This window comes from Rhodoferax sp. GW821-FHT10B06, assembly GCF_059415605.1.
In genome coordinates this window covers 398312-416206 of sequence record NZ_JBWKNO010000003.1, presented here as the reverse complement: position 1 = coordinate 416206, position 17895 = coordinate 398312, and the positions used below count along the sequence as shown (strand labels likewise).

15 protein-coding genes are annotated in these 17895 nt (G+C 57.9%); 6 read left to right on the top strand and 9 right to left on the bottom strand.

The window, feature by feature from the left end; translation table 11 throughout:
* The first annotated feature begins 157 nt into the window (after positions 1-157).
* Genes AC07O2_RS07265 through AC07O2_RS07245 form a run of 5 tightly spaced genes read left to right on the top strand, consistent with a single transcriptional unit; the run spans position 158 to position 8643 of the window.
* A complete protein-coding gene (locus AC07O2_RS07265) occupies positions 158-1495 on the top strand; it encodes a TIGR03013 family XrtA/PEP-CTERM system glycosyltransferase (protein WP_495075060.1) in 1338 nt (445 codons plus the stop codon).
* 51 nt (positions 1496-1546) lie between these two features.
* The gene (gene prsK / locus AC07O2_RS07260; RefSeq protein ID WP_495075059.1) at positions 1547-3658 is read left to right on the top strand and encodes an XrtA/PEP-CTERM system histidine kinase PrsK; all 2112 of its coding nucleotides are present in this window, start codon (positions 1547-1549) and stop codon (positions 3656-3658) included.
* A complete protein-coding gene (gene prsR, locus AC07O2_RS07255; RefSeq protein ID WP_495075058.1) occupies positions 3655-5016 on the top strand; it encodes a PEP-CTERM-box response regulator transcription factor in 1362 nt (453 codons plus the stop codon). The genes prsK and prsR overlap by 4 nt, the downstream gene beginning before the upstream one ends.
* A 35-nt stretch (positions 5017-5051) precedes the next feature.
* Positions 5052-7829: an XrtA/PEP-CTERM system TPR-repeat protein PrsT gene (prsT, locus tag AC07O2_RS07250; protein ID WP_495075057.1), complete on the top strand. Its 2778-nt coding sequence runs from the start codon at positions 5052-5054 to the stop codon at positions 7827-7829.
* 40 nt (positions 7830-7869) lie between these two features.
* A complete protein-coding gene (locus AC07O2_RS07245) occupies positions 7870-8643 on the top strand; it encodes a S1C family serine protease (protein WP_495075056.1) in 774 nt (257 codons plus the stop codon).
* A 13-nt stretch (positions 8644-8656) separates the two neighbouring features.
* On the opposite strand, the gene AC07O2_RS07240 is transcribed toward AC07O2_RS07245, so the two are convergent.
* From AC07O2_RS07240 to hemA, 5 genes are all read right to left on the bottom strand, one after another.
* On the bottom strand, positions 8657-9652 hold the full coding sequence (locus AC07O2_RS07240; RefSeq protein WP_495075055.1) for an AAA family ATPase: 996 nt from the start codon (positions 9650-9652) through the stop codon (positions 8657-8659).
* A gap of 134 nt (positions 9653-9786) precedes the next feature.
* Positions 9787-10113 (bottom strand): Grx4 family monothiol glutaredoxin, encoded by a 327-nt coding sequence (gene grxD, locus AC07O2_RS07235; protein WP_495075054.1) that lies wholly within the window; start codon positions 10111-10113, stop codon positions 9787-9789.
* A gap of 161 nt (positions 10114-10274) precedes the next feature.
* Complete coding sequence (prmC, locus tag AC07O2_RS07230; protein ID WP_495075053.1) at positions 10275-11282, bottom strand: peptide chain release factor N(5)-glutamine methyltransferase; 1008 nt, start codon at positions 11280-11282, stop codon at positions 10275-10277.
* A 14-nt stretch (positions 11283-11296) separates the two neighbouring features.
* Positions 11297-12379: a peptide chain release factor 1 gene (prfA, locus tag AC07O2_RS07225; RefSeq protein WP_495075052.1), complete on the bottom strand. Its 1083-nt coding sequence runs from the start codon at positions 12377-12379 to the stop codon at positions 11297-11299.
* 205 nt (positions 12380-12584) lie between these two features.
* On the bottom strand, positions 12585-13853 hold the full coding sequence (gene hemA, locus AC07O2_RS07220) for a glutamyl-tRNA reductase (RefSeq protein WP_495075051.1): 1269 nt from the start codon (positions 13851-13853) through the stop codon (positions 12585-12587).
* Between the two features lie 67 nt (positions 13854-13920).
* Here hemA and AC07O2_RS07215 point away from each other — a divergent pair, with 67 nt between their 5' ends.
* On the top strand, positions 13921-14190 hold the full coding sequence (locus AC07O2_RS07215) for a hypothetical protein (RefSeq protein ID WP_495075050.1): 270 nt from the start codon (positions 13921-13923) through the stop codon (positions 14188-14190).
* Here the strand turns inward: AC07O2_RS07215 and AC07O2_RS07210 are convergent.
* From AC07O2_RS07210 to ugpE, 4 genes are all read right to left on the bottom strand, one after another.
* Positions 14173-14883, bottom strand: a complete 711-nt coding sequence (locus tag AC07O2_RS07210; RefSeq protein ID WP_495075049.1) for a GGDEF domain-containing protein — start codon at positions 14881-14883, stop codon at positions 14173-14175. The two genes, AC07O2_RS07215 and AC07O2_RS07210, sit on opposite strands and share 18 nt — an antisense overlap.
* 172 nt (positions 14884-15055) lie before the next feature.
* The gene (gene ugpQ / locus AC07O2_RS07205; protein WP_495075048.1) at positions 15056-15805 is read right to left on the bottom strand and encodes a glycerophosphodiester phosphodiesterase; all 750 of its coding nucleotides are present in this window, start codon (positions 15803-15805) and stop codon (positions 15056-15058) included.
* Positions 15806-15810: 5 nt separating this feature from the next.
* Complete coding sequence (locus tag AC07O2_RS07200; protein WP_495075047.1) at positions 15811-16845, bottom strand: sn-glycerol-3-phosphate import ATP-binding protein UgpC; 1035 nt, start codon at positions 16843-16845, stop codon at positions 15811-15813.
* Between the two features lie 72 nt (positions 16846-16917).
* On the bottom strand, positions 16918-17769 hold the full coding sequence (ugpE, locus tag AC07O2_RS07195) for a sn-glycerol-3-phosphate ABC transporter permease UgpE (protein ID WP_495075046.1): 852 nt from the start codon (positions 17767-17769) through the stop codon (positions 16918-16920).
* Between the last annotated feature and the right edge of the window lie 126 nt (positions 17770-17895).

The window sequence follows — 17895 nt, the reverse complement described above, 5'->3', positions numbered from 1 at the left end:
CCCCTGCAGAATGGCCCGCAGACCACGTTTGCGCCGGCTTCGGTATCCCCTTCGCAAAATAGCGTGTCCCGTCACAGACCAGGGGGTAGCTGCGTGTTGTTACTAGGGGGCGGTCGTGATTAAACTTTTTAACCATTACCTGCATAAACAAACACTTTTGCAGATATTTCTTGACCTGGGTTTGGTCATTGCTGCAGTTTTGGTCGTGGTGGTTTGGCGGGGTGAGGATTTGACCTCGGTTGTGGCTCTGCTGGGGCAGGCCAGTCTGCTGTCACTGGGCATGCTGGTCATCAATTCGGCTCTGGGGTTTTACCAGCGTATCCATAACCGGTCCTTGAACCAATCACGCGCACGGGCCATGCTGTCGCTGGTGTTCGCCGTACCGTTGACTTTTGCGGTGTTTTCCTTGTTCCCGGGCAGCTTGGCGAGCCGGGAAAACCTGGCCATGGCGGCCATGGCCGGTTTCGTTTTCGTGCTCTTGCACCGGGTCTATGTAGCCCATTCCACACCCCAGTCCATGATGCGCCACCGTGTGCTGGTATTCGGCACGGGACCGCGTGCGGCATTGGTGGGTAAGACGTTGAAGAATGAAGACCCCCATGTGGACGTGGTGGGCTATTACGCCAGCCCGAATGAGGCGGAGTCCGAGGTGTCGGCCTGGGGGATTTTGTCCAAGCACAAATCCTTGACCGATACGGCGCTGGAGCTGGAGGTGGACGAGATCGTGGTGGCCCTGGTGGAGCGCCGCGGTGGCAGCATGCCTTTGCGTGAGCTGTTGGACTGCAAGTTGCATGGTGTGCGGGTGGTGGACGTGGCCACGCACTTTGAGAAGACCAAGGGCCAGATTCGGCTGGATTCCGTTAACGCCGGTTGGCTGATTTTTGGCGATGGTTTCAGTCAAGGCGGCTTACGCTCGGCGGTAAAGCGCCTGTTTGATATTTTCAGTGCCGTGGTGCTGATTTTGCTGACCTTGCCGATCATGTTGGTCACCATGCTGTTGGTGATGCTGGAGAGTCCCGGGCCGATTTTCTACCGGCAGGAACGCGTGGGCTTCAATGGCCGACTGTTCAATGTCATCAAGTTCCGCAGCATGCGTACCGATGCCGAGAAGGACGGCACCCCGCGCTGGGCCGCTGCCCAGGATGACCGTGTGACCAAGGTCGGCAAATTCATCCGCAAGGTGCGTATTGACGAGCTGCCGCAGCTGTTCTGCGTGCTGAACGGTGACATGAGCATGGTCGGCCCCAGGCCGGAGCGGCCTTACTTTGTGGACCAGTTGACGCGTCAGATTCCTTACTATGCCGTGCGTCAAAGCGTGAAACCCGGCGTGACGGGTTGGGCCCAGGTCCGCTATCACTATGGTTCCACACTGGAAGATTCGGCTGAGAAGCTGCAGTACGACCTGTATTACGTCAAGAACCACTCGCTGTTTCTGGACATCGTCATTCTTTTTGAAACCGTGGGCGTGGTGTTGCTGGCAAAAGGCGCCCGCTGAACCATAAGCGCCTGCTGTCGCGCTTATCCACCGTACCCCGCGTTCTGTTGCATGGATAGCCAAACCACTACGTTGACCTCTCTGGGTTATGCACTGGCTGCGGTGGTGTACACCGCTTTCGGCATGCGGCTGTTGGGCCTTGGCTACTGGCGTGCACCCCGCAATGCATCCTCGGTCTATCTGATGGCGGCGGTAGGCTTCACGGCCGTGTGGGGCTGGCTGCAGTTTGTATTTGGCTCGCACCCGCAAGCGGTGTGGCAGCTATTGGGCGGGTTGGCGGATGTGGCGCGTTACGCTTGCTGGTTTGGCTTCATGCTGTCGCTATGCCGTGCCAACCGTGAAGGTCAATATCCCCCCGGCATGGGCTGGTTGCCATGGGTGACTTTGGCGGCCTTATGTTTTGCTGTGGCCGCTCCGCTATTGCTGGTGTTCCAGGTCACTTATTTCGGAGATGCGGTTTGGTTGTATCTGATGGCTGCAACCGCTTTGCCGGTGATGGGGCTGGTCTTGCTGGAGCAGGTCTATAGCAATGTTAGCGAGGATTCTCGCTGGAACATCAAGCCGCTGAGTCTTGGGATTGCAGGCATCTTCCTGTTCGACCTGTACCTGTATTCCCAGGCCGTGCTGTTCAAGCGGATTGACGTCGATGCGCTCAGTATTCGGGGGGCGGTCCACGGTCTGATGGTGGTGTTGTTGCTGCTGTCCACCCTGCGGCGCAGCGACTGGATCGCGAATATCCGGGTTTCGCAAAAGGCCGCTTTCCATTCCGCTACTTTGCTGGTGGCGGGGGCTTATCTGATCTTCATTTCAGCTGTGGGCTATTACGTACGCTACTTTGGTGGCGAATGGGGGCGCGCCTTGCAGCAGGGGCTGGTTTTTTCTGCGCTGATTGCACTTCTGGTGCTGACCCTGTCGGGCGCGTTCCGGGCCAAGCTGAGAGTGTTTGTGGGCAAGCACTTCTTTCGCTACCGCTATGACTATCGGGAAGAATGGCTCAAGTTCACTCAAACCTTGTCTGGCAACCAATCGCCAAATGACATGGGCCAGCAGGTTGTGCGGGCACTTGCGGACATGCTGGAAAGCCCGGGCGGCAGCCTGTGGATGAAGAGCGGCAGCGAAGCTGCATTCCGCCAGACGGCCTGCTGGAACCTGGCATCCAGCCCGGTCAAGGAAGAGGCGGAGTCTTCTTTTTGCCAGTTCCTGGCCAGCAGCGGTTGGGTGATCAATCTGGAAGAGTTTCGTACTTATTCCAAACGCTATGGCGATTTGAAATTGCCAACCTGGTTGCAGGAATTACCGCAAGCCTGGCTGATCGTGCCCTTGACAGCAGGGGGTGAGATGATTGGTTTTGTGGTGCTGGCCAGTGCGCGCACCAATATTGACGTCAACTGGGAGGTCAACGATTTGCTGAAAACCGCTGGTCGCCAGGCGGCTAGCTACCTGGCCCAGATGCGGGCTACGGAGGCCTTGCTGGAGGTGCGCAAGTTTGACGCCTTCAACCGCATGTCGGCTTTTGTGGTTCATGACCTCAAGAATATTGTCACCCAGCTGTCCTTGATGTTGAAGAATGCCAAGCGTCTGCACGACAACCCGGAGTTTCAGCAGGACATGCTGATGACGGTAGAGAATTCATTAGACAGAATGCGCCAGCTGATGCTCCAATTGCGCGAAGGTGCCACACCGCCGGGAACCGTTGTCGGGGTCGATCTGGCTATCATTGTTCAGCGCATTGCCTCTGTGGCCCTCAAACGAGGTCGGCAGTTGGAGGTGGAATTGATCGATAAGGTTCTTACGCGTGGGCACGAGGAGCGCCTTGAGCGCATCATCGGTCACGTGGTGCAGAACGCTTTCGATGCCACAGATCCATCAGGCCGAGTATGGGTCAAACTGGACCGCGCCAGCGGCCAGGCCCGGGTGGAAATAGGCGATACGGGGCACGGTATGTCGGAAGAGTTTGTGCAAGAACGGCTCTTCAAGCCATTTCAAACAACCAAACAGGCGGGTATGGGCATTGGCGCCTATGAAAGCTTTCAGTATGTGCAGGAATTGGGGGGGAAGATTTTGGTAAGCAGCGCGCAAAACAAAGGAACGCTTGTGACAATTTTGTTGCCGTTGTTCGAGGTACATCAAGGTTCTGACCTGCATGAGATGGGGGCGATATGAGCAGTGATAACGCCCGTTCCCTGTTGATTGTGGAGGACGACCTCGCGCTGCAGAAGCAGATCAAGTGGTCCGTGGACAAATTTGAGTCGGTGACCGCCAACGACCGAGACAGTGCCCTGGTGCAACTGCGCAGGCACAGCCCGGCCGTGGTCACCATGGATCTGGGGCTGCCGCCGGATGCTGACGGCGTGAGCGAGGGCTTTAAATTGCTGGAGCAGATTCTGGCGGTGGAACCCGATACCAAGGTCATCGTTTTGACGGGGCAGAATGACCAGGCCAACGCCTTGCGGGCGGTTGCATTGGGCGCTTACGATTTCTTTGCCAAACCGTTTGAGCCGGAGTTGCTCAATTTGACGATTGACCGTGCGTTTCGCATGTTCGAACTGCAAAAAGAAAATCGCCGTTTGCAGGAGATGTACCAGCCAGACGCCTTGGCGGGCTTGGTGACGCGTGACCCCGAGATGCTGCGCGTATGCCGCACGATTGAGAAGGTTGCCAACACCACGGCTACCGTCATGTTGCTGGGTGAAAGTGGTACCGGCAAGGAAGTACTGGCGCGGGGACTCCACCAGGCATCGCAGCGCAAGGGCGAAAAGTTTGTTGCCATCAACTGCGCGGCCATTCCGGAGAACCTGCTGGAGAGCGAGTTATTTGGTTACGAGAAAGGTGCGTTCACCGGTGCGGCCAAGACCACGCTCGGCAAGATCGAGATGGCCAACGGCGGCACCTTGATGCTGGACGAAATTGGGGACTTGCCATTTTCCCTGCAGGCCAAGCTGCTGCGTTTTATCCAGGAGCGGACTATTGAACGGGTGGGGGGACGTCAAGAGATTCCGGTTGACGTACGGATTGTTTGTGCGACCCACCAGGATTTGAAAGCCTTGAGCAAAGAGTCCCGGTTCAGAGAGGATTTGTATTACCGCTTGGCTGAAATTGTCATCAATATTCCACCATTGCGCGCCCGCAATGGTGATGCAGCTTTGTTGGCTTATTCTTTTGTACGCAGGTTTGCGCGTGAGCAAAATCGTGGCTCGTTGAATTTGAGCGAGGAATGTGTACGGGTTATAGAGAACCATACATGGCCAGGCAATATCCGGGAGTTGGAAAACTGCATCAAGCGTGCAGTAATTATGGCGGATGGAAACAAGATTACTCCGGAAGACGTGGGGTTGGAATCTGTTGTTTCTGAAGCAGCTGATGATTCTTTGGATTTACGTACCGTGCGTGAGAGTGCAGAAAAAAATGCAATTATTTCAGCACTAGGGCGTGTAAATGGAAATATCGTGAAGGCTGCGGAGTTGTTGGGCGTAAGTCGACCAACCTTATACGATATTATGCATCGGCTAGGTCTGAAGTAAAAGTGCATGCATTTTGATTTTGTTTGGATGTAATAATGATTCAGCGATATAAAAATTCTCGTGGTATTTTGTGTGCGGTGGCCGTGACTGCATTTTTGACTGCCTGTGGCAATGACAAGCCTGAGAATTATCTGGCCTCTGCGAAGCAAAGCCTGGAGAAAAATGAGAAAAAAGCTGCAATCATTCAAATTAAAAATGCGTTGCAAATTAACCCCAATTTGCCTGAAGCTCGATTTTTATTGGGTAAAACACTGTTGAATTTAGGCGACTCGGCAGCAGCCGAGGTGGAGTTGGATAAGGCTCGGGCTTTGAAGTATTCCGACGATCTGGTCGTGCCGGAGCTTGCGAAAGCTTCGCTGGCCCAGGGCAAATTTAAGAAAGTTACCGACAGTTTTGCGAAGACCCAGCTTGAAACTGCTGCTGCAAAAGTTGAGTTGCAGCTAGCGTTGAGCACGGCATTTTTTGAGCAAGGAATGGCGGGGGCCGGGCAGGCGGCGTTGGATGCGGCTTTGGCCGAAGATCCTGAAAATGTCGATGCTTTGATCATGAGCGTCCGTCGGCAGGCCGCTAAAAATAATATGCCGGGCGCTCTGGCATCGATTGATGCGGTTATTAAAAAATCCCCCAATAATGCCGATGCTTTGAAGCTGAAGGGTGATTTGGTGTTGAGTGCATCCAATGATCAGGATGCAGCTCTGGCTTTATATGAAAAATCGGTGCAGGCCAAGCCCAGTTATTTACCTGGCTATATGGGTATGCTGGTGCTGTTGATGCAGCAGGAAAAATTAGACGAGGCTGCTAAGAAATTGGAGGCGATGAAAGCGATCGCCCCCAATAGTCCACAAGTCAAATATTTTGAAACCCAGTTGGCTTATCAGAAGAAAGACTATAAGGCGGCAAGAGAGTTTTCTCAGCAACTGCTGAAGGTTGCTCCTACATATACGCGTGGCCTGCAATTAGCCGGGGCTATTGAATTTCAGTTGAATTCAATGTTGCAGGCGGAAATCTATTTAAACAAGGCCTTGACTGCTGCGCCAGAGCTTTCTTTGGCGCGTCGTATGTTGACTATGGTCTATCTGCGCACGGGGCAGGTATCCAAGGCGATCGCTACATTGGAGCCAGCATTAAGTCAGGAGCCTGTGGATGTCACGCTGTACTCTGTGGCTGGTGAAGCCTATATGCAAAATGGAGATGTCAAGAAGGCGGTTGATTATTTTGCAAAGGCTTCCAAGGTCGATCCTAAAAATGCAATGAAGAGAACATCGCTGGCTTTGGCGCATATGGCTGCCGGCGAAGGCGATATTGCATTTGTGGAGTTGCGTGATATTTCTGCATCTGATAGGGGAATTAGTGCCGATATGGCGTTGATTGGAGAGTATTTACGCAAGCAGGATTACGATAAAGCCTTGGCTGCGATTTCTGCGATGGAGAAAAAGGTTCCCGAAAACCCTATTTCACAAAATTTACGCGGCAAAATACTATTTGCACAGGGTAATGTGGCTGCGGCAAGAAAAAGTTTTGAGGCTTCTTCTAAATTAAATCCCAATTATTTTCCCGCTGTAGCAAGTCTTGCCGCTCTGGATATTGCGGAAAAAAAGCCGGATGAGGCATCTAAGCGATTTAACGCGATTCTTGCGAAGGATCCAAAGAATATGCAGGCTTTGCTAGCTCTGGCCGAGGTCCGCAAAGAAGCCGGAGGCAGCAAGGAGGAAGTCTCCAAATTGATTGCGAATGCTATTTCTGCTGATACATCAAATCCAGCACCGCGTGTTTTGTTGGTGGATTATTATCTGGCAAACAAGGATGCCAAAGCGGCTTTGTCAACGGCCCAGGATGCGACAACGGCATTGCCGGAAAGTCCTGAATTGTTAGACGCCTTTGGACGTGCCTTGCAGGCATCTGGAGATACAAACCAGGCGATTGCAACCTTCAATAAATTAGCAACCTTGCAACCTTTGTCTCCTTTGCCTCAGATGCGTTTGGCGAATGTAAATTTGGCTGCCAAAAACAAAGAAGCAGCAGTTCAAAATTTACAGAAGGCATTGGAGTTGAAGCCTGACCTATTGGATGCTCAGCGTGCTCTGGCGTTCTTGGATGCGACCTCTGATCGCTATCAAAATGCGATTACTACTGCGAGAACGATACAGCGACAACGCCCCAAAGAAAATATCGGATATATCTTGGAGGGTGATATATTTTCCGAACAAAAGAAGTGGGATGAAGCGCTTGCAGCTTATCGATTGGGATTGAAGCAAACCAACTCGCTGGGAGCAGCTATAAAAATACACGCAGCTCTGGTGGCTTCGGGCAACAAACAAGATGCTGATAAATTTATAGCAACTTGGCTCAAGGAGCATCCAAAAGATACAGCTTTTATGTTGTATATGGCTGATGATGCTTTGGCAAAAAAAGACTATACGGTTGCTGAAAAATATTACACCAATGTTGTGCAATTGCAGCCCTCTAATGCTCTTGCGTACAATAATTTGGCGTGGGTTTCGGGGCAGCTGAAAAAAGATTCGGCTATAGGTTTTGCCGAAAAGGCTATCAATTTGATACCAAATCAACCCTCCTTCATGGATACTTTGGCCATGTTGTGGGCTGATAAGGGTGATTACGCCAAAGCAATTGAGATAGAAAACAAGGCTTTATCGCTGCAGCCTGGTAATGCAGTGCTCAAGCTGAATTTGGCAAAAATATATATCAAATCCGGTGATAAACAAAAAGCCAAATCCTTGTTGGAAGACTTGAATAAATTGGGTAAGGATTTTGCTTCGCATGAAGAGGTCGAGTCTGCACTCAAGACACTTTGATGTGTAATCAGCTTCTCGGCTTATACGAATAGTCAATCGCATGAAAATATGCGCATATTTTCGTTATGTGGTTTTGCTTGCACTTTTTGTTCAGGGCTCCGCACAGGCCGAACTGGCTGATGTGATTCCCCGCGTAAAGCCCTCGGTTGTTATCGTGGGCTATTACAAGAGTACCAACAGTCCCCGATTTTCTTTGCGCGGAACGGGGTTTGTGGTTGAGAGCGGCAATCTTGCTGTCACCAATGCCCATGTACTGATGGGGCCGGCAGAGGATCCTGCAGGAGCCAGTTTGGCGTTGCAGATAAGAGATTCCAAGGGGGAGCTGCAGATGCGCGCCGCATCGGTGTTGGAAGTGGACCGCGTCCACGATCTGGCTTTGTTACGGTTTGAGGGCGCGCCGGTTGCCGCACTGAATTTACGTGACTCCAAGAGTGTGCGTGAAGGGCAGTCCGTGGCGTTCATGGGCTTTCCCATTGGAGGGGCGCTGGGTTTTTCTTCGGTGACCCATCGCGCCATGGTGTCATCGATTACAGCGATTGTGTTGCCAGCGGCCACGGGTGCGCAGCTGACCGAGCGTTCTATCCGTAGTTTGCGTGACGGCAGTTTTGATATTTTCCAGCTGGATGGCACAGCCTATCCAGGCAACAGTGGTGGCCCGCTGTTTGATGCGGAAACCGGCGAAGTGGTGGGCATCGTCAATATGGTGTTTGTCAAAGGTACCAAAGAGTCGGCGATCAGCCAACCCTCTGGTATCAGCTATGCGATTCCGTCCAACTTTGTCGCGCAGCTGCTACAGCGGCAAAAGGCCAACTAAGTGGCCTGGGGCCTTACTGGATAAAGCCCATGCGGCTTTTGTGTTGCGAGGCACGGGGTAGGTCGTCTACCTTGATGGCATCGCGTCCATCCAGGCGGGCATTGCCAAAACCGGTCATCAGCGCACGGCGCATTTCACGCGGGGCAAGCTCTGCCAGGGCGTCCAGCAGATCGCTGTTCGGTTCGGGTGCAAACCGCTCACCCCAACCATGCTCCGAGCGGATGGACTGGTAGAGGTTATTGGCAATCTGCCTTGCGGCCTCGGGTGAGGGCGGCTCGATTTCAAACACGTTCATCCGGTTCAGAATCGGCTCTGGAATGCCGCGCGGGTCGTTGGCCGTGGTGATCCAGATCACCTGGCTGGCGTCGATTGCGACTTCGGCGAACTCGTCCATGAAGTTCTGCGCCGTGTCGTGTTCCAGCAAGCTGTAGAGTGCGCCCAAGGGATCATATTGGGCATCGGCACTGGCTTTGTCGATTTCGTCCACCACGATCACCGGGTTGGCATATTCACCGTCTATCAGTGCTTCGAATACCTTGCCGGGTTTGGCGCCTTTCCATTGGGAGGACGATCCGGACAGCAGCCAGCCCGCCGTCATGGAGCTCATGGGGACTAGGTTCATGCCGGTGCCCAGCAGGTCGGCCAGCTTCTTGGCGAAATGGGTTTTGCCTATGCCTGGCAGGCCCAGCAGCAGAATGGGTGTGACCTCCAGCCCATCGCGGCTGTCCTGGCTCAGGGCCACATGGCGTTTGACGTCGTCCAGCACGTCGGTGAAGTTCGGCAGGGCCTGGTACAGGGCCGACATCTCCGGCACGCCTGAGGGCTTGACCTGGAAGCGTTCGGGGCCGCGCTCCAGCATGCGCTCGTAGGTGCTGCGCAGGTTTTCGTGCTCTCGGCTGGGGAGTTTGGCCAGTTTGCGTTCGACTTCTTGCGTCTGGAAGACGCTGCGCACATTGGCGACGGGCAGTTGAAACTGCGGTACATGCGGAACAAGACTGCGGGATTCCATGAAAGACTCCTTGGTTGCTGGCACAGCTTCATTTCAGCATAAGCCGTGCCAGCACACCATGGTGGAACCCGTGGAAAAGTACCGTTTATTACAGCCTATGTGGATTCAGCACCACATAGGCGGTTGGCTGGGCTTCAGGCGGCCTTGGTGCCCAGCACCTGGTGCAGTTCACCGGATTCGTACATTTCCATCATGATGTCCGATCCGCCCACGAATTCGCCCTTGACGTAGAGCTGGGGGATGGTGGGCCAGTTGCTGTATTCCTTGATGCCTTGGCGGATTTCGTCGTCTTCCAGCACGTTCACGGTCTTGACCGTTTTGGCATCCACGCCACAGGCTTTCAGCAGCTGGATGGCGCGGCCCGAGAAACCGCACTGCGGGAAGCTGGCGTTGCCCTTCATGAATAGCAGTACGTCGTTGGATTTGACCAGTGCATCAATACGTTGTTGTGCGTCGCTCATGGCGGGGCTCCTTGAAAATCAAACCGCTATTATTTCACTGCGCACGTTGCGGCGGAATGCGTACGCTGCTGTGCCCCCACATGGGCTAGGGCTGGTTGCTATGTTTTATGTAGCTGCTAGCGTAGGTTCTATCTGCGCCAGCGGCCAATATCTTATAAATTTCAGATGGGTCGCTGGCCACCGCTGCAGCGCTCTATGCCGGCGAGGTCCTGCCTGGATTGCACCTGCGTGAAGCCCGCTTGTTCCAGCAAAGCGCGCACAGCGGCGGCTTGGTCGTAGCCGTGCTCCAGCAGCAGCCAGCCACCGGCCTGCAAATGCGCGGGCGCCTGGCGGACGATCTGGCGGATGTCGTCCAGCCCGTCGGTGCCAGCGGTCAAGGCGCCTAGCGGCTCGTGTACCAGGGCGGGCAGATGCGGGTCTGCATCGGCAATATAAGGTGGGTTGGAGACGATCAGATCGAAGCTGCCGGACACCTGCGCCAGCCAGCTGCTGTACAGAAACTGCACCGGCAGCGCCAGTCGCTGAGCATTGGCCTGGGCCACGGCCAAGGCATCGGCACTGACATCCACCGCCGTGACCTGGGCCTGTGGCGTGGCGTGGCGGATAGCCAGGGCGATGGCGCCGCTTCCCGTGCCCAGGTCCAGTACCTGGGGCGTGGCCTGGCCCTGGAGGCGTTCCAGCGCCCAGTCCACCAGGGTCTCGGTGTCGGGGCGCGGTACCAGTACCCGTGCATCCACCTGTAGCGCCAGGCCAAAGAATTCGCGCTGGCCGGTGATATAGGCCACGGGTTCGCCTGCGCGGCGGCGGGTACAAGCCGTGCCAAAGGCTGCGGCCTGCAGTGGATTCAAGGCGTCGTTGTTATGGGCCATCAGCCAGGCGGCATCGGACGGATTTTTGCCTAAGACATGCAGCAGCAGCATGCGTGCATCCAGCTTGTCTATGCCGTGCTTTTGTGCGCCCAGCAGAGCGGTTTGCAGCGTGGCGACGGTATCGCCATACACCGAGGCCACAGGCTTGCGAGCGGCGCGTGCCACCTTGCCCAGGCCGGGGTGATCGGGCCGTGGGGCCATGCGCTTGGCGCTTTTTTCCTGCGCGTCTTTCAGCGATTTGCTGGAGACCTTGGCGTAGCCGCCGCTGGGCTTGGGGCCTTTGTTGATGGAGCGTGCCATGGTGTCCTTGGGGTTTAAGTACCGACTTCGAGTTCGGCGAGTTGTTCTGCTTCCTGGGCCGCGCGCAGGGCGCCCAATGGTTCGGCCAGGTCGCCTTCCATGATGAACAGCAGCTTGTACAGCGTGAGGTTGATGCGGTGGTCGGTCCAGCGGCCTTGCGGGAAGTTGTAGGTGCGGATGCGGTCGCTGCGGTCGCCGCTGCCGATCAGGCCCTTGCGCTCGGCAGCGTCCTTGGCGGCGCGCTCCGAGCGGTCTTTTTCATGGATGCGGGCTGTCAGCACCTTGAGCGCTTGTGCCTTGTTGCTGTGCTGGCTGCGGCCGTCCTGGCACTCGGCCACGATGCCGGTGGGGATGTGGGTGATGCGCACCGCCGAGTCGGTCTTGTTGATGTGCTGGCCGCCGGCGCCGCTGGCGCGGTAGGTGTCGATGCGCAAGTCGGCCGGGTTGATCTTGATGGCTTCTTGCTCGTCCGGCTCGGCCAGCACCGCCACGGTGCAGGCGCTGGTGTGGATACGGCCCTGGGTTTCGGTGGCGGGCACGCGCTGTACGCGGTGGCCACCGGACTCGAACTTCAGCTGGCCGTAGACGCCGTCTCCCTCGATGCGCAGCACCACTTCCTTGTAGCCGCCGAGTTCGCTCGGCGACTCGCTCATGATCTCGGTCTTCCAGCCCTGGCGCTCGGCGTAGCGGGTGTACATGCGCAGCAGGTCGGCGGCGAACAGCGCCGATTCATCGCCACCGGTGCCGGCGCGGATTTCCATGAAGGCATTGCGCGCGTCGTCCGGGTCTTTGGGTAGCAGCATGCGCTGCAGCTCGGCTTCCAAGCGCGTCAGCTCGGCCTGTGCCGAGGTGATTTCTTCCTCGGCCATCTCGGTCATGTCGGGGTCGCTCTTCATTTCCTGCGCGGCGGCCAGGTCGGACTCGCGCTGGGTGTAGCGGGCAAAACGGGCCGCCACCTGGCCCACCTCGGTGTGCTCGCGCGACAGCAGCAAAAACTGCTTCATGTCGCCCATGATGTCCTCGCGGGACAGCAGAAAGTCGAGTTCGGCAAGGCGAAAGGCGTAGCGCTCAAGCTGTTGGCGGAGAAAGGGTTTCATAAAAATTGTGGCTCACCCCCAGGCTACGCTGCGCTTCGCCAACCCCCTTGCAGGGGGCGATACCAGTGGCCCGGCAAAGCCGGTTCCACGGTATCCCTGGGCAGGGCGTTTATGCAGTCTGGGGTGGGGCGTGACGAGGTAACTTAAATGGAGGGAGATGAAGGCCCCTGAAAAGCCAGGGCCGGAAGCGCAAGCGACAGCGTCGCTAACGCTCTTTGCGCAAAAACAGTTTGTGGATGGCCTGCACCGTGTGCTCGCGGCTGTGGGCATCGCCGGCGCGTAGCTCGGCCATGGCGCCGTGCAGCATCTTCTGCGTCAGGCCTTTGCTGAGCATGTCCAGCACGGCCTCGATGTCGTCGCCCTTGGCCAGCAGGCGGCGCGCGCGGGCCAGTTCGGCGGCGCGCCATTCGTCGGCCTGGGCGTTCAGCTGCTGGATCAGCGGCACCACGCCGTGCACCGGATCGCGCTGGTCCATCCAGTGCAGAAAGCTTTGCACGCCGGCGTCGATGATGACCTCGGCCTGGGCCACGGCAGCCTGTCGGTTCGCCTGGCCGTTCTGCACCACATGGGCCAGGTCGTCCACGGTGTACAGGTAGACGTCTTCCAGCGCTTTGACTTCGGGTTCGATATCGCGCGGCACGGCCAAGTCCACCATGAAGATGGGGCGGTGTTTGCGCAGCTTCAAGGCGCGCTCAACCGCACCCAGGCCGATGATGGGTAGGGTGCTGGCGGTGCAGCTGACGACGGCGTCGAATTCATGCAGGCGGCTGGGCAGATCGGCCAGACGCATGACTTCGCCGCCGAAACGGGTGGCGAGTTTTTCGCCGCGTTCCAGCGTGCGGTTGGCGATGGCAATGGATTTGGGGTTCTTGGCGGCAAAGTGGGTGGCCGCCAGTTCGATCATTTCACCGGCGCCGACAAACAGTACCCGCACCTGGCCCAGGTCTTCAAACAACTGGCTGGCCAGGCGCACCGCAGCCGCCGCCATGCTGATGGAGTGCGCGCCGATCTCGGTGGAGGTGCGTACTTCCTTGGCCACGGCGAACGAGCGCTGGAACAGCTGATTCAGGGTCGTGCCCAGGGCGCCGGCTTGTTCGGCCACGCGGACTGCGTCCTTCATCTGGCCCAGGATTTGCGGCTCGCCCAGCACCATGGAATCCAGCCCGCTGGCCACGCGGAAGGCGTGGCGCGCCACGGGGCCGTCTTGCAAGGTGTAGGAGTGCGAACGCAGCAAGGCGGGCGATACGCCACCGCTGTGGGCCAGCCAGTCCACCGTGTGGTCCAAGGCCTGTTGGTTGCCCGCACAGTAGATTTCGGTGCGGTTGCAGGTGGAGATGATGGCGGCTTCCGGGCCGGCCAGGGCGGCGCGCAAGCCTTGCAGCGTGGGCGCGATCTGGTCCAGGGCGAACGCAAACCGACCGCGCAAATCCAAGGGTGCGGTGGTGTGGTTAATGCCTAATGCCCAGACTGCCATTACCAGATTATAAAATTTGTGCGGCCCGAATTCGCCAGTTCGCGGCCAAAGCCTCAAAATTGCCGCTATGGGACCCATAGATTCATTGATTCACCTGCTGAACTTCGCTGCACCTGCCCTGGTTGTGGGGCTGCTGACGGCGCTGCTCGCCCGCATATTTATGAAAAAAAGGGCTGCGGCGCAGGGATTACTTGCGCAAGCAGCTATTAATTTTGTAGTGTGCATGTTGGTGCTGCTGGGCGGGCTCTGGTTTTTCGGCCATGACGGCAAGATGGCGACCTATGCCGCGCTGGTGCTGGCCTGCGCCAGCAGCCAGTGGTTATTGACCGGCCGCTAGCGGGCTAGGCATAAAACCGCTGGGCGGTGTGGCCAGCCAGACCTGGTTGCGGCCCGCGCGTTTGGCGTCGTACAGCGCACGGTCGGCCTGTTGTACCAGGGTGTCCAGCGTGGTGGAAGACTGGGCCACGGTGCCGGCCACGCCTATGCTGATCGTCGCCCTTACAGCGCCTTGCGCGGCGTAGAGCTGGGCCGAGTAGGCCACGGTTTCGCGCATGCGCTCGGCCAGTTGGTGGGCCTGTTCGTAGTCGGTATTGGGCAGCAGCACCACAAATTCCTCACCGCCCCAGCGCGCCAGCAAATCGGTGGTGCGCAGCACCTGGGCGCAGCGCCGGCCTACTTCCACAAGTACCTGGTCACCTACGTCATGGCCGTGCTGGTCGTTGACGCGTTTGAAGTGGTCGATATCCAGTATCAGCAGGGCCAAGGGCAGGTCGTGGCGCTGGGCCAGGTCCAGCTCACGCTGGGCGGTTTGCATGAAGTGGCGTCGGTTGTGCAGGCCGGTCAGCACATCGGTCATGGACAGGGTGTGTGCTGTGTGCCGGGCCTGTTCCAATGCGGCCACCAGCGCGAAGATCAGGCTGCCGGGCAGCAGTGTCATGGGCAGTGGCACCAGCAGCGAGATGTAGAAGGCTTCGCCCATTTCGCCGTAACCCATCAGGCGGATATAGAGCCAGGTGAGCGCCAGCGACATCAGGGAAATACTGGCACTAAACAGCAACGTGGTGCGCCACACACCCAGCCGCACGACTGCCCGTGAACACCGCTGCAGTAGCGGTGTCAAAGCGGGAGCGGCTGAACGGGAAGTGGAGCGTGCTGGCATGCGCTGCAATGCTAGCAAACACTGCCGCCGCAGGGTGTGCGGCTCAATCCGCGGGCGAGAACAGGTCCACGCGGTCGGTGATGACGCCGTCGGTTTCCAGGGCCAGCAGGCGCTGTACGGACTCGGCGTTGTTGACGGTGTAGCTGGAGGTACGCAGGCCAGCGGCTTTGACGCGCGCCACGGTTTCGGTATTCCACAGTGTGTGGTTGCAAATGATGGCGACGCAACCGAGTTGCAGGGCAGCTTCCAGCCAGCCGTCGCAGAGTTCGTCCAGCAGCAGGCCGCGTGGTAGAGCGGGCTGGGCGGCTTTGGCGCCTTCCAGTGACTCGGTGCTGAAAGAGCTGAGCAGCGGCGGCACGGCATGGCCGCGCCACAGGCGGGATGCGTGGTGCGCCACGGCTTCGCCGGTGAGGCGTTCCACACCAGGCGTGGGTTTGATCTCGATGTTCAGGAAGTAGCTGTTGCGCAGGCAGAAGGCGGCGATGTTGTCCAGCGTGGGCAGGGTTTCGCCCGCATAGTTGCGCGAATGCCAGCTGCCAGCGTCTAGCTGGGCTAGTGCACTCCAGGCATGGTCGCCGCCCAGGCCTTTGCCGGTGCTGGTGCGCTCCAGCGTGTCGTCGTGCAGCAAAAACGGCACGCCGTCGGCGCTGAGTTTGACGTCGCACTCGAACATGCGGTAGCCGTGTTGTGCTCCCAGGCGAAATGCGGCGAGGGTGTTTTCTGGCGCCAGTTTGCCCGCGCCACGGTGGGCGACCCAGCGGGGGTAGGGCCAGTTGCTTGCGGTGATTTGCATGGAATTCAGGGGTTTAAGCGTTTTCCGGTGTCGCTATTAAACCAGTGCAGCTTATCTGTGCGCGGCGTGGCGTGGATGGTGCTGCCGATGGCGGGTGCGGCTTCGCTTTCTTCGGTGCGGATGATCAGCAGCTCGCTGCTGGGGCCGGTGCCCAGACGCGCGTAGGTCAGGCGTTCCGCGCCCAGCATTTCGGTGGTTTCCACGGTCAGCGGCCAGCCGTCGGCGCTGAGCTGCAGGTGCTCGGGGCGTATGCCCAGGATGGCGTCGGCCGGGCCACCCAGGCTGGTATTGGGTGCAGTCTTCAGCAGGTTCATAGGCGGACTGCCTATAAAGCTGGCGACAAAGGTGCTGGCGGGCCGGGTGTAGACCTCTTCGGGCGTGCCAAACTGTTCCATCACGCCGCCGTTCATCACGATCATGCGCTGCGCCAGCGTCATGGCCTCAACCTGGTCGTGGGTGACGAACAGGCTGGTGATGCCCAGTTCGCGGTGCAGCTTCTGGATCTCCAGCCGGGTCTGGGCGCGCAGCTTGGCGTCCAGGTTGGACAGCGGTTCGTCGAACAAGAACACCTGTGGCTGGCGCACGATGGCCCGGCCCATGGCGACGCGCTGGCGCTGGCCGCCGGACAGTTCGCGCGGCTTGCGCGCCAGGTACTGGCCCAGCTCCAGGATCTTGGCGGCCTTGTCGACCCGGGTTTTGATCTCGTCCACCGGCACCTTGGCGATCTTCAGACCGTAGGCCATGTTGTCGAACACCGTCATGTGCGGGTACAGCGCATAGTTCTGGAACACCATGGCGATGTCGCGTTCGCTGGGTTCCAGGTTGTTGACCACGCGCCCGCCGATGGAGATGGTGCCGTCGCTGACTTCTTCCAGCCCGGCAACCATGCGCAGCAGGGTGGATTTGCCACAGCCCGAGGGGCCGACGATGACGATGAATTCGCCGTCTGCAATCTCGGCGTTGACGCCGTGGATCACCTGGTTGGCGCTGGCGCCTTTGCCGTAGCGCTTGATGACGTTCTTGAGTGTGATGGCGGCCATAAATTGTTCTGCTAGTCTTTTAATAGCTGCTGACGCAGGTAATATCTGCGCTAGAGCCAAATTTCTTTTAAATTATTTCTCTGTATCCACCAGGCCTTTAACGAACCACTTTTGCATCAGCATCACCACTAAGGCAGGTGGCAACATCGCCAGAATGGCTGTGGCCATCACCAGGTTCCACTCAGTCTGGCCGTCGCCGCCGGAGATCATGCGTTTGATGCCGATCACCACCGGGTACATGTTCTCGTTGGTGGTCACCAGCAGCGGCCACAGGTACTGGTTCCACCCGTAGATGAACTGGATCACGAACAGCGCGGCCATGCTGGTGCGTGACAGCGGCAGCAGGATGTCCCAGAAGAAGCGCATGGGGCCCGCGCCGTCCATGCGTGCGGCCTCCACCAGCTCGTCCGGCACACCCATGAAGAACTGGCGGAATAAAAAGGTGGCAGTGGCCGAGGCAATCAGCGGAATCGTCAGGCCGGCATAGCTGTCCAGTAGCCCCAAGTCGGCCACCACCTTGTAGGTCGGGCCTATGCGCACCTCCACCGGCAGCATCAGGGTGACGAAGATCATCCAGAAGAAGAACTGCTTGAACGGAAAGCGGAAGTACACCAGCGCAAACGCCGACAGCAGCGAGATGGCGATCTTGCCGATGGCAATCACCAGCGCGGTGACCAGGCTGACCACCATCATGCGGCCCACTGCCGCGTTGGAGCCGCCGTGGGCACCCGTGCCTTGCAGCGCCGCTGTGTAGTTTTCAACCAGATGTGAACCGGGCAGCACGGGAATCGGGCGCTGCACCATCTCGGATGCGGTGTGGGTAGATGCGACAAAGGTGATGTAGACCGGAAAGGCCACGATCAGCACGCCCAGAATCAGAATCACATGGGCCAGCATGCCCATGGTGGTGCGGCGTTCAACCATGCTAAAGCACCCCCCCAGGCTGCGCGCACTGCGTGTCGCTACTCCAACCCCCTGCAGGGGGCGATACCGACGGCCCGGCAAAGCCGGTTCCGTGGTATCCCACGCTAGGTGTGTCTGCCCCGTTCC

Bases quoted from the DNA above. Each gene is read 5' to 3' on its own strand.
- prsK (WP_495075059.1), top strand. From the start codon at position 1,547: ATGGATAGCCAAACCACTACGTTGACCTCTCTGGGTTATGCACTGGCT.
- prmC (WP_495075053.1), bottom strand. From the start codon at position 11,282: ATGGCACGCTCCATCAACAAAGGCCCCAAGCCCAGCGGCGGCTACGCC.
- grxD (WP_495075054.1), bottom strand. From the start codon at position 10,113: ATGAGCGACGCACAACAACGTATTGATGCACTGGTCAAATCCAACGAC.
- AC07O2_RS07245 (WP_495075056.1), top strand. From the start codon at position 7,870: ATGAAAATATGCGCATATTTTCGTTATGTGGTTTTGCTTGCACTTTTT.
- prsT (WP_495075057.1), top strand. From the start codon at position 5,052: ATGATTCAGCGATATAAAAATTCTCGTGGTATTTTGTGTGCGGTGGCC.
- AC07O2_RS07200 (WP_495075047.1), bottom strand. From the start codon at position 16,845: ATGGCCGCCATCACACTCAAGAACGTCATCAAGCGCTACGGCAAAGGC.
- ugpE (WP_495075046.1), bottom strand. From the start codon at position 17,769: ATGGTTGAACGCCGCACCACCATGGGCATGCTGGCCCATGTGATTCTG.
- AC07O2_RS07215 (WP_495075050.1), top strand. From the start codon at position 13,921: ATGGGACCCATAGATTCATTGATTCACCTGCTGAACTTCGCTGCACCT.
- hemA (WP_495075051.1), bottom strand. From the start codon at position 13,853: ATGGCAGTCTGGGCATTAGGCATTAACCACACCACCGCACCCTTGGAT.
- ugpQ (WP_495075048.1), bottom strand. From the start codon at position 15,805: ATGCAAATCACCGCAAGCAACTGGCCCTACCCCCGCTGGGTCGCCCAC.
- AC07O2_RS07210 (WP_495075049.1), bottom strand. From the start codon at position 14,883: ATGTCGCTGGCGCTCACCTGGCTCTATATCCGCCTGATGGGTTACGGC.
- prfA (WP_495075052.1), bottom strand. From the start codon at position 12,379: ATGAAACCCTTTCTCCGCCAACAGCTTGAGCGCTACGCCTTTCGCCTT.
- AC07O2_RS07240 (WP_495075055.1), bottom strand. From the start codon at position 9,652: ATGGAATCCCGCAGTCTTGTTCCGCATGTACCGCAGTTTCAACTGCCC.
- prsR (WP_495075058.1), top strand. From the start codon at position 3,655: ATGAGCAGTGATAACGCCCGTTCCCTGTTGATTGTGGAGGACGACCTC.